Origin of the sequence: Pseudolactococcus laudensis (genome assembly GCF_013449735.1) — a bacterium.
Taxonomy (GTDB): Bacteria; Bacillota; Bacilli; order Lactobacillales; family Streptococcaceae; genus Pseudolactococcus; species Pseudolactococcus laudensis.
In genome coordinates, this window is the sequence record NZ_JACBNY010000012.1 from 1 (window position 1) to 12849 (window position 12849).

At 39.3% G+C, this 12849-nt stretch carries 7 protein-coding genes and 1 pseudogene; all 8 read right to left on the bottom strand.

Going from position 1 to position 12849, the window contains the following annotated elements:
• Positions 1 to 262, bottom strand: a pseudogene (locus HZR21_RS07340) (transposase); the annotation flags it as partial.
• A 1030-nt stretch (positions 263 to 1292) separates the two neighbouring features.
• A complete protein-coding gene (parC, locus tag HZR21_RS07345; protein ID WP_180747084.1) occupies positions 1293 to 3740 on the bottom strand; it encodes a DNA topoisomerase IV subunit A in 2448 nt (815 codons plus the stop codon).
• Between the two features lie 18 nt (positions 3741 to 3758).
• Entirely contained in the window at positions 3759 to 4412 is a 654-nt protein-coding gene (locus tag HZR21_RS07350) for a potassium channel family protein (protein WP_003139287.1), read from the bottom strand.
• Between the two features lie 43 nt (positions 4413 to 4455).
• Positions 4456 to 5754: a TrkH family potassium uptake protein gene (locus HZR21_RS07355; RefSeq protein WP_180747085.1), complete on the bottom strand. Its 1299-nt coding sequence runs from the start codon at positions 5752 to 5754 to the stop codon at positions 4456 to 4458.
• Positions 5755 to 5797: 43 nt separating this feature from the next.
• Positions 5798 to 7753, bottom strand: a complete 1956-nt coding sequence (parE, locus tag HZR21_RS07360; protein ID WP_180747086.1) for a DNA topoisomerase IV subunit B — start codon at positions 7751 to 7753, stop codon at positions 5798 to 5800.
• Positions 7754 to 8061: 308 nt separating this feature from the next.
• On the bottom strand, positions 8062 to 10215 hold the full coding sequence (gene topA, locus HZR21_RS07365) for a type I DNA topoisomerase (protein ID WP_180747126.1): 2154 nt from the start codon (positions 10213 to 10215) through the stop codon (positions 8062 to 8064).
• A 317-nt stretch (positions 10216 to 10532) separates the two neighbouring features.
• Positions 10533 to 11396: an ROK family protein gene (locus HZR21_RS07370; RefSeq protein WP_180747087.1), complete on the bottom strand. Its 864-nt coding sequence runs from the start codon at positions 11394 to 11396 to the stop codon at positions 10533 to 10535.
• 5 nt (positions 11397 to 11401) lie between these two features.
• Positions 11402 to 12826, bottom strand: coding sequence for a glycoside hydrolase family 1 protein (locus HZR21_RS07375; protein ID WP_180747088.1), 1425 nt, complete (start codon positions 12824 to 12826; stop codon positions 11402 to 11404).
• Positions 12827 to 12849: the final 23 nt, after the last annotated feature.

Genomic DNA, 12849 nt, shown 5'->3' on the forward strand with positions numbered 1-12849 from the left:
ACTCACTTCTTTTTCTCGGCGAATATGGTCAATACTTTTTTTAAGATGTCTCGTTCTTCCTTAACTTTAGCCAGTTGTCTTTTTAATTCTAGAAAATCAGCTTTAGAGACGGAGCTTTCATTAGATTTAGAGTAGAGGTCTATCCATTTATAAATTGTTGCAGGGCCACGTCGTATTCTTTAGACAGCTGGGTGACGGATTGACCAGAATGATAGAAGGCGATAAGGGTTTCTTTAAATTCTTTTAAGTAGCGTTTTTTCATGTTTTTGTCCTTTGTCTAAATTATACAATAGTGACTCTAAGAATTAAGGATAACATCAAACCCCTTTTCATATTTATTTTTGACGGCTATTTTGACGGTTTGTAACTTCGTTACTTTTATCTCACGCTGATAAACCAAAATATCTCATACTAGAAAATAAAAATTTGAAATTATATGTTCGTCAAATAAAACATATGACAAAAATAGTGAACTAGAAAAATAGAACATATCCCCAATGATACTATTTTTCTCCCTCTTTTCTTTCTCCTTTACTCTAAATTAATACTTATAATCTTCTTCCTTTCCACATCGTATAAGTTAGTATTTTTTAATTTTTTCGTATTTCACAAGTCACCTGACTGTTTTAAAATTAGATCTAAATAGACAAGTTTCTTTTTCATTAACAACTTAACACTTCCTATATAATTTTGTATTGACCTTTATAGATAATATATAAATTTCAATATCATACTTAGATATCTTAACAGTGAAGATTAAAATTAAATTGGTTATTTTACAACTGGAATCTCCACATTTTAAAATTTTCTATCGTTTATATATTAAAATTGAACTAACTGATTATCTTTTTTGTTAGCGCAAAAGCCTATTTATAGCTACCTCTAGTAGATAGATTTCTATTTCCTAGCATTTTTTAAAAGTGAAAATTTTTTCTAAAAGATTGATCCATTTCTCTACCGTCCAATTTTACCATTTGCTAAGTCTTATTTCACAAAAAAATTGATGCAAAAAATAACAGGCTTGCAAAATTTAAAAAACTTTAGTATAATAATTTTGTTACATAGGTTATCTTTCTTAGAATTAACTATATTTCATAGAATTGATTATTCTAAGAAATACAGTCAATTTTTTTACTTTTTCCAGAAAATCAGTTTATAAATTAGAAAAAGAGTCTTCGAATTGAAGGCTCTTTATAGTGTATACAGACCCTATTTTGAGACTAAAATAGAGTTTTTTGGTCTTTTGGGTTTTTAGATTTGTAAGTAACATCATCCTAAATTTTACGAAATATTTATTTGATATTAGCCAACTTAACGCCACCCTCAATCGCCTCATCAAAGATAAAGGAACCGTTTGATGTCCGGTCGAGCAGATTTAAGTCTGGTAAATTGATTTCAAATAATTTATCAGTTTGTGATAGGACTTGTAGCATTTGTAATTCTTGGTCAGTTTCAGAGAATAAATCGCCTCCATAGACGTTTTTCACTGTACCTGAGGCAAAGACTTTATGTGGTGCTTTTTTGAGGTCACGGAGTACTTGTAAGCCACGACCTGCACGGCTTTTAGCTGGAATTTCATTGAAATTCACACGTTTCAGAGAACCACGCTGCGTCAAAATATAGAATGAATCGGTATCAGCAAAATAACTTGCAACGACAAAATCATCGTCTTTTAAGTTAATAGATTTAACACCTGCTGCTTTTGCACCTACAACTGGCACATCCTGAGATGGAAATCTCAAGGCATAACCATTGTGTGTCACTAGCATCATGTCGGCATTTTTATCGAAGGCAACTGAAACAACACGGTCATCAGCTTGTTTAAATTTCGCATATTGCGCAGATTTAGAGCGGTAAGTCCGCCAAGCCTTAAAGTCAGCGAGTGCTACTTTTTTGATTAAACCAAATTTGGTCGACACCATAAGCTCCCGAGTCTCTGTATCAAAATCGTCTAATATTTGGACGAATAGTATCTCTTCCTCTTGAGAAAAGTTATTGACCAAAGAAGAGCTGTGGGTGCCAATATCTTTCCATTTAACGTCATCCAATTCATGAATTGGTCGATAGATGACATTGCCGAAGGTTGTGAACATCAGCAGATGCTGCGTGGTTAAGGCAGGTTGGTGGAAAATGAGACTATCATCTTCACGTTTACCAATCTCCTCCAGTTTAGAGGCTGAAAAACTACGTGGCGTTGTGCGTTTGACATAGCCGGAACGCGTCACGCTGACAATCGTTTCTTCTTTAACGATGAGTGAGGCAGCTTCAACTTCAACTGCGACCACTTCATCCACCAAAATACTTTTACGAGGTTGACCGAATTTCTTCTTAACTTCTCGAAGTTCACGTTTCATCACGTTAAACATTGTTTTTTCATCATTGATAATGGCTGACAATGTTGTGATGCGCTCTTTGAGCTCTGCTTCTTCACTTTGCAAAGTGACCACATCCGTATTTGTCAATCGATACAGTTGTAAAGTCACGATTGCTTCAGCTTGCGGTTCGCTAAAGTCGTAAGATGCCATCAAGTTCTCTCTGGCATCCGCTTTATTATCGCTGGCACGGATAAGGGCAATGACTTCATCCAAAATGCTCAGGACACGAATCAGACCTTCGACGATATGCAGACGTTTTTCAGCCTTATCGCGGTCAAAGATTGAGCGAGAACGAATAATATCACGTTTATGGCTGATATAGCTTGATAGAATTGGGACAATCCCGACTTGACGTGGTGTTGCATTGTCAATCGCAACCATATTGAAGTTATAATTGACCTGCAAATCCGTGTATTTGAGTAAATAATTCAGAATTAATTCAGCATCTGCATCTTTTCTCAACTCAATGGCAATCCGTAAGCCGTCGCGGTCAGATTCATCGCGAACTTCAGCAATGCCAGCTACTTTGGCATTCACACGAACATCATCAATTTTTTTAACTAGGGTAGCTTTGTTAAGTTCGTAAGGAATTTCAGTGACGACAATTTCCTTTTTTCCACCCTTAAGTTCTTCAATCTTTGTTTGAGAACGAACGACTACTTTACCTTTACCGGTTTCATAAGCTTTTTTAATCTCAGACTTGCCTTGAATAATCGCACCCGTTGGAAAGTCTGGACCAGGTAGGAACTCCATCAGTTTATCAACGCCCGCGTTCGGATGGTCAATCATATAAACTGTGGCATCAATAACTTCACTTAAATTATGCGTCGGAATGTCCGTCGCATACCCTGCTGAAATCCCTGTTGAACCATTGACCAAGAGATTTGGAAAGCTAGCTGGTAAAACGGTCGGTTCTTTTTCGGTATCATCAAAATTCCATGCAAAGGGCACGGTGTTTTTGTCGATATCTTGTAAGAGATAGGCGGAAATTTCAGATAGACGTGCCTCTGTATAACGCATGGCAGCGGGTGGATCACCATCCATTGAGCCATTGTTACCGTGCATTTCGACGAGAACTTGTCCCATTTTCCAGTCCTGAGAGAGACGGACCATGGCATCATAAATCGAACTATCACCATGCGGGTGATAGTTACCCATGATATTTCCGACTGACTTGGCGGACTTCCGGTAGCTCTTGTCAAATGTGTTGCCATCTTTATTCATCGAATAGAGAATCCGCCGTTGAACGGGTTTTAGGCCATCCCGAATATCAGGCAGAGCCCGTTCCTGAATGATGTATTTAGAATAGCGACCAAATCGGTCGCCCATAATCTCTTCGAGAGAGAGTTTTTGTACATTGCTCATAATTTCTTCTTTTTCTTTTTAAATGATTTCAGAGAATTTTTCGATATCTGCTTTGGTACCGACAACATAAAGGACATCGTCTAAAACGATTTTGGTATTATGTTTTCCGATACTGGCAGAGCCATCTGCTTTCTTAACAAAAGCAACATTAACATGATAGTCTTGTGTTAGGTTTGCTTGAAATAGGGTCAGGCCATTAAATTTGATGTTCTTGACGACAATCTTAGCAAATGAATAATCATCCGATAAATCTAGGTATTCGGAGATATCTGGGTGTGCTAAATTATCGGCAACTCGTTCACCAGCATCTTTTTCTGGCTGAATGATTTTATCAGCACCAATTTTCGTCAAGACTTTGATTTGCACATCGGTCGTTGCTTTAGCCACGACGTTTTTAGCGCCAGCCTCAATCACAATCATCGTCGTCAAAATACTAGCTTGCACATTTTTGCCAATTGCGACAACCACACCGTCAAATTTATCAATTTCGACATTTTTAAGCACTCGTTCATCAGTCGCATCAGCAATCATGACGTGTGTCGCAATGTCCTTGTAATCATCAATTTTCTTGGCGTCAGTATCAATCGCCACCACTTCATGACCATTTTTGACTAAACTTAGCACCACACTAGAGCCAAATCGCCCCAAGCCAATCACACAAAAACTTTTCATCTCATATTCTTTCTTTAAAGTCCCAGGTAGGTTAAGTCAATCCCTAACCAACAACAATTTCTTCTTCTGGATATTGAATCAATTCTTCATCTATCTTAGCATGGCTACCAAGAGCATAAATGACTGTCATAATCCCAATTCGCCCAATAAACATTAGTACCATAATTAAGAGTTTACCAATTGCAGTCAAATCTGGTGTCAACCCCAAGGATAGACCAACCGTCGCTAGTGCTGAAATGACTTCAAAAAAGACATATTCAATCCCATTATTTAGCGGTAAGTCCTCCGTTATCAATAAAACAAAAGAGAAGGTAAAGATAATTGCTAAATAAATAAAGATGATTTCATAAACACGTCGAATAATCCGACGCGGAATTTGTCTTTCATGATAAATTGTTTTGAAACGATTACTAAAAATGTAACGAATATTCATCACCAGAACACCAAAAGTCGTCGTCTTAACCCCTCCAGCAGTCGAACCTGACGTCCCACCGATAAACATTAACACCATAGTCAAAACAAGACTGGCATAGCTCGTCGCATTATAATTACTAAAGGTAAAGCCACCAGAACGCGGTGTGATACTCAGGAAAAAGTTTTGAGCCAGGTAAGTAACTGGATGACCGTCAAAGCTTTTTATATTAAGTAAACTATATAAAATCGTACCAGAGACAACTAAAATAGCTGTCATCGTCAATGCCAGGCGAGAATGCAAGGTGATTTTTTTAACTTCGTGAAAATTAATCAAGTCAAACCAGACAATAAAGCCAAAGGAACCTGATAAAATCAGTAAACTCATAATCATCAAGACATAAGGATTGTCCTTAAATTGAAACAGTGACGTCTCAAATAAATCAAACCCCGCATTAGAATGAGCCGAAACCGAATGGAATATACTAAACCAAATCCCCTTCCCCAAACCAAATTTAGGGATAAAATCTACACTCAGCAACACCGCACCGATAAACTGTGTCACCAAGGACAATTTGACAATGGACTTGACCAATTTATCACCGTTGTTGAAACTCGTAAAGTTGTAGGCATCACGAATCAGCATTTTAGATTTGAAAGACGGATGTTGTCCTGTCATGTTCAACAAGAGTACTAAGAAACTCATAAACCCCAGACCGCCCACTTCAACCATGATGAGAATAATCACCTGACCAAAAGTATTCCAGTGGTCGGCAGTATTCACAACAGCTAAACCCGTCACACAAGTTGCTGAAACAGCCATAAAAAGACTGTCCAAGTAAGAAGTCGCTTGGCCATTTTGGTCCGAAATTGGTAAGGCTAGAAAAATCGAGCCAATCAGAATCACAAATAAAAATCCGAAAATAATCATCTGTGGCGGTTTCATATTTTTTATCAATTGGGGTACGTGCATCTTATTGCATCACTTCACTTTTCTCTTCAAGCGTAAATTCAACATTATTTTCAATCCATTTACGACGCGGCTCAACCTTATCACCCATGAGGACAGACACACGCTTTTCAGCTTGTGCCACATCATCCAAGGTCACCTGAATCAAAGTTCTCGATTCAGGATTCATAGTCGTTTCCCAGAGCTGGTCAGCATTCATCTCACCCAGTCCTTTGTAACGCTGTAAAATCGCACCTTTACCAAAATTCTTACGAACCTCGTTTAATTCACCATCAGTCCAAGCATACTCAATCTTCTCATTTTTCCCCTTACCTTGACTCATTTTATAAAGCGGTGGCAGGGCAATGTAGACATGGCCATTTTCAACGAGTGGTTTCATGTAGCGATAAAAGAATGTCAGTAACAAGGTTTGAATATGCGCACCATCGGTATCGGCATCGGTCATGATGATGACTTTATCGTAGTTAATATCCGAAATATCAAAATCCGCACCAACTCCCGCACCAATGGTATAAATCATGGTATTGATTTCTTCATTTTTGAGAATATCTGCCATCTTGGCTTTCTCAGTATTGATGACCTTACCTCGAAGTGGTAAGATAGCCTGAAACTTACGGTCACGACCTTGCTTAGCAGAACCACCGGCTGAGTCTCCTTCGACCAGATAAAGTTCGTTTTTAGCAGGATTTTTACCCTGAGCAGGTGTGAGTTTCCCCGATAAGAGACCTTTATCTTTCTTGCCTTTTTTACCCGTTCTCGCATCATCACGCGCTTTTCGAGCTGCCTCACGCGCATCACGCGCTTTAATGGCTTTACGAATCAAGTTTTGTGATAATTCCGCATTCTCCATTAAGAAGAAAGCTAATTTATCGCTAACAATATTATCAACGATTGGACGTGCTTTTGGACTACCCAATTTATCCTTGGTTTGACCTTCAAACTGGAGATGCTCTTCTGGTACAAGTACAGACAGAATGGCAGTCAGACCTTCACGGTAGTCAGAGCCTTCTAAGTTCTTATCCTTTTCTTTAAGCAGGCCTGTTTTTCTGGCATACTCATTCATGGATTTGGTAATGGCTTGTTTAAGCCCCGCTTCGTGCGTCCCACCGTCTTTTGTTTTAACGTTATTGACGAAACTGAGAATGTTGTCAGAGTAGCCGTCATTGTACTGAATCGCTACTTCGACTTGGAAATTCTCAGCTTCCCCTGCAAAATACATGACAGGCGTTAAAGTATCCTTATCTTCATTGAGGTAAGCGACAAAATCCTGCACACCATTTTCATAGTGAAAACTTGCTGATTCAGGTTGACCATCAATTTCATTGCGCTCATCTGTCAGTGTCAATGTGACATTAGGTAAAAGAAAAGCTGATTCATTAAGACGGTCAAAAATGGTGCTATATTTAAAGTCTGTTGTTGAGAAAATCGTTGCATCTGGCATAAAGTGGACTTTTGTCCCTGTTTTAGACTTTGGTGCTTTACCGATTTTTTCAAGCGTTGTGACTGGTTTGCCACCATTTTCAAAACGTTGGCGATAGACAACACCATCACGCGTGATTTCAACTTCAAGATAACTTGAGAGGGCATTCACGACGGATGATCCGACACCATGAAGACCACCTGAGGTCTTATAGCCACCTTGACCAAACTTACCACCCGCGTGAAGTACTGTGAAGATAACTTCAACTGTTGGAATACCTGTTGCATGAGTACCAACTGGCATTCCACGACCGCTATCAGAAACAGTTAGTGAACCATCTTTATGAATTGTCACATTGATTTGGTCACCGAACCCTGACAAAGCCTCATCAACAGCATTGTCAACAATTTCCCAAACCAAATGGTGGAGACCAATCCCGTCTGTCGAGCCAATATACATCCCTGGACGTTTACGGACCGCATCTAGGCCTTCCAAAACCTGAATGGCATCATCATTGTAATTATTAATATCTATTGTCAATTTACTTTTCCTTTGGACATACAGTCTAGATTTTTCAAATCAAACCAGCGTTTAAACCTCTCTAGGCTTTCCTTCTGACATGATTTTAAAAAAGCTCCATACTCTAGAATACCTTATTTTTTTGATTTTGGCAAAAATCTTCTGATTTAAGTTTACACGACGATTCATTTTGTCAAAAAAACACCTCTTTTGAGATGTTTTCATATGATACAGATTCTAAAGCACTTTCTATTCACGTATTGAATGAAATTAAAAAAAAGCAAAAAACGCTATCAACTGACAGCGTTTTGAATATAACCTAATTTAAATTACTTAATTTTCTCTTCTTCATAATCTCCATTACTACACACGACTTGTTTACCACCACCACGGACTTTCTTCTCAACCAAGAATTGACCACATTTTGGACAATCTCGACCGATTGGTTTATCCCATGAGGTGAATTCACAGTCTGGATAGCGGGCACAGCCGTAGAAAATCCGATTGCGTTTAGACTTGCGTTCAATGACTTGACCTTCATGACAAGTCGGGCAGACGACGCCAATTTCCTTAACAATAGCCATGGTATTGCGACAGTCTGGGAAATTACTGCAGGCGTAAAACTTGCCGTATTTGCCAAGTTTAATCACCATAGGATGACCACAGACATCACAGTCGAAACCGGCAGGCTCATCTTTTATCTGGATCTTTTCGATTTCGGTTTCAGCTTTTTCAAGCTCAACGGCGAAAGGTTTATAGAACTCATCGACGACCTCCACCCATTTGCGCATGCCGTGTTCGACATCGTCCAGTGACTGCTCCATATCGACTGTAAACTCTGTATTGACGATATTGGGGAAGAACTCGACGACCATGTTATTGACGATTTCACCGAGTTCTGTCGGCTCAAAGCGCTTAGCTGAGAGCTTGACATAGTAACGGCGCTGAATCGTTTCAAGCGTTGGCGCATAGGTTGACGGACGACCGACACCGATTTCTTCCAATGTTTTGATTAGCGTAGCCTCACTGAAACGTGCTGGTGGTTGCGTAAAATGTTGCTCTGGCTTGATGTTGTCTTTCTTAACAACATCACCCTCAGCCATTTCCGGCAACATCTTGTTCTTATCCGCGTCATTGTAAACGGCCATATAACCGTCAAATTTGACTTGTGAGCCATTTGACGTAAACATGACACCATTTTGCGAAAGATTGACCTTAACCGTATCAAAAACAGCAGGCGTCATTTGGCTGGCAACGAAACGATTCCAAATCAGACGATAGAGTTTGAGCTGGTCTTTATCAAGATACTTGGCAATGGCCTCAGGCGTATTATAAACGTTGGACGGCCGAATGGCCTCATGAGCATCCTGAGCACCGGCAACATTCTTAACTTTACTGCCGTGTTTACTATATTTTTCGCCAAAGGTATCGACGATATAGCTAGCCGCTGCCGCTTGGGCAACTGGCGAGATACGTGTCGAGTCGGTACGCATATAGGTAATCAAGCCTTGATGACCATTGGGACCTAACGTGATACCCTCATATAGTTGTTGGGCGACAGACATGGTCTTACGCGCTCTAAAGTTAATTTTATTGGCTGAATCTTGTTGGAGAGAAGACGTTGTATAAGGTAGTGGCGCATTGCGACGACGTTCCTTTTTATCAACCTTATCGACTGTAAATTCGTCTGTTGTCAAGCGTTCCATGACTTCAAGCACATCCGAATTTTTGTGTAGTTTCTTCTTCTTGCCGTCAAGACCGTAAAAACTACCTGCAAACTTCTTAGCACCTTTTTTGAAATTACCTTCAATTGACCAGTATTCTTCTGGAATAAAGGCATTGATTTCATTTTCACGGTCAATAATTAGTTTTAGTGCAATAGATTGAACACGACCTGCTGACAAGCCTTTTTTAATCTTCTTCCAAAGAATTGGCGAGATAGAATAGCCGACTAAGCGGTCTAAAATACGGCGTGCTTGTTGCGCATCTACCAAGTCTAAATCAATCGAACGTGGTTCTTTAAAGGCATCTTTGACAGCATCTTTGGTAATCTCATTAAAGACGACACGATTCTTATCATGTACATCAAGACCTAAAATATGCGCTAAATGCCAAGCGATAGCTTCTCCCTCTCTATCCGGGTCACTTGCGAGATAGACGGCTTTAGCATTTTTAGCCTCTTTTTTAAGGGAATTTATTAATGGTCCTTTGCCTCGAATGTTAATATATTGAGGCTCATAGTCGTGTTCAATATCGACAGACATGGTTGACTTTTTCAAATCACGGATATGTCCAACAGACGCAACGACTTTATAATTGCGACCGAGATATTTTTCGATTGTCTTTGCCTTAGCTGGTGATTCGACAATGACCAAATTTTTCTTAATTTTTGTTGCTGCTTTTTTCTTAGTTGTTTTCTTCGTTGTCGGTTTTTTAGCAGCCGTTTTTTTAACGGTTGCTTTCTTTGTTGTCGCTGTTACCATGAGGTTAGCCAACTTTCTATCAGATTACTCAACCTATGATAACGGCTTTTTTTCTGATTGTCAAGGCAAATATGTTTTCTTATAGGAGAAACACGTTTATTTGATGTAAAATAAAAGAATTTTATAGTCAAGCAACACTTTGGCACTAGCGAATTGGTGACTACACCGACTGATTGTCATGATACAAAATAATGAAATGATGATTCTTGCCTTACAGAGCAGTCATAGATGAGATGTTTATTGATAGAAATAGCCACACTGTTCATATCAAAAAAACTTCCACTTTTAAAATGAAAGTTTTTGTTATGGCATCATGCTTAACTATTCTCAGCTAAGAAATCAGCAGCCGCACCAATTAAGTTGGCATCATTTTGAAATTCACACACGGCAATTTTGGGCATCATTGTTGCTATCCCTACTTTGTCATAAACGACTTGCAAGGCTGCTTGTAGTTTTGGAATGAGGAAATCTGCCTGCGAAATACCACCTCCTAAGAGGATGATTTCTGGGTCTAATGCGTACTGTAAATTAAAGATAGCACGCGCCAGACTGTCAAATAAGGTCGCAACACGGTCTTGTGCTGCCTGATCTCCCCCTTCAGCCAGAGCAAAAATCTGCTGACCATTATAGGTTGTATTATGTGCTGTATTATAGTTTTGCGCCATGCGAACAGGGCTTGCATCAACGGATAAAGTGTTATCACCCATGAGCATGAAACCAAATTCTCCGCCCATGAGATGCGCGCCGTGTCGAATTTTTTTATCTAGAACGACCACACCGCCGATGCCTGTTCCAATGACGAAAAATAGCAAGTCTTGATAGTCTTTTCCTGCACCATATGACACTTCAGCCAATGCTGCACAATTGGCGTCATTTTCGACTGAAACAGGTAAGCCAAGCAGTTCCTCAAAAGCTGTCTTGATTGGGAAATTATGGATATATGGCAGAGCTGATGCACCATAGATGACTCCGTCAGCTTTACTAACCGCACCTGGGCAACTAATGGCGATACCTGTCAGATCAGTATGTTGTGAGACTTCTTCTTTAATTTCTGAAAAGACCTGATAAAAGGCGTCTAGAGTTTTAGGTGTTGCCTTTGTGCCTTTGTTTGCAAGTTGTCCCTTGTCAAAGCTTGCGTATTTAATACTTGTCCCACCGACGTCAATTGTTAAAAGTGCCATTTGTGTTATTTCTCCATTTCTGATTCATGTAATTCAAGTCTTGAGGTGTCTGCTAGATCTTTAAAGAAGTAGGCTGATTTTTTCAAGGTTTTAATTTGTCGTCGAATATCGACTGAGATTAAGCCATAGCGATTACGATAAGAATTGCGCCAGCTAAAGCAATCGATTGGCGTCCACAAATGATACCCAAAACAGTTACTACCTTCTGCAATAACCTTATGAACATAATAAAGGTGCTCTTTGATAAATTGGATGCGATAATCGTCCTTGATTTGATTTGTTTCGGAGTCATAGTAACGTTCTTCACGACTAACGCCCATACCATTTTCTGAGACAAACCAAGCAATATTGCCATAATTTTCTTGAATGTTTTTGGCAATGTCGTATAGGGCTTTTGGATAAATTTCCCAGCCTTTATCAATATTCATTCGGACACCGCGTTTATCATAAGCCTCAAAATATTTATTGGGTAGCCAATCTACGGCAAGGGAATCTGATGAATACTTTGGTGCTTGCGCACGATTGGGATGATAAAAATTCACACCTAAATAATCAATCGTATTTTCACGAATAATGGCTAATTCATCCGGTGTTGACTCCCAAAGTACTTCGTCTTTTATTAAAATTTCGACTAGTTCTTCTGGAAATTCCCCCTTAACAGAGGCATCCATAAATAATCGATTTTGCCACAAATCTGCAAAATGTGCTGCAGCTAAATCCGCTGCAGACTTAGTCGCTGGATAATTAGGAGTTAAATTTAGAATAACACCAACCTTACCATTAGGATTTTTGTTCAATCGTCGAAATGCTGCAATCACTTTTGACGATGCCAACTGCAAATTATAAGCCACTTGTACTGCTTTTTTACCATCAACTACATCTGGATAGTGAAATTGGTAGAGATAACCACCTTCAACGACAACCATTGGCTCGTTATGCGTGAACCAATCTGTTACACGGTCACTAAAAAGCTCAAAACATTTCTCAGCAAACTTGACAAATAAGTCGACAACATGCTTTGATGCCCACCCACCATACTGATGAATCAACTCAACTGGCACGTCAAAATGGTGTAAATTAAGCACTGGTCGAATGCCTTGCGCAAGGAACTCATCAATGACAGCATTATAAAATCTCACCCCATCAGGATTAACCGTAACGTTTTCCAAATCATCAATCAAACGTGTCCATTGAATGGATGTTCTCACGGAATTCAAGCCAGCTGCCTTCATCAATGCAATATCATTTTTATAATCATTGTAAAAATTCGATGCCGTATCAGGACCAATACCATGCCAATACTGCTCAGGTTTAATTTCAAACTCATAGTCAAATATATTGGCATGAGTTTTTTTGAAACGGCCTTCGGTTTGTGGCCCAGATGTCGCAGCTCCCCACCAAAAATCGTCAGGGAAATTTAAAGTCGTCATACTCTGTCTACTTTCTATATAGT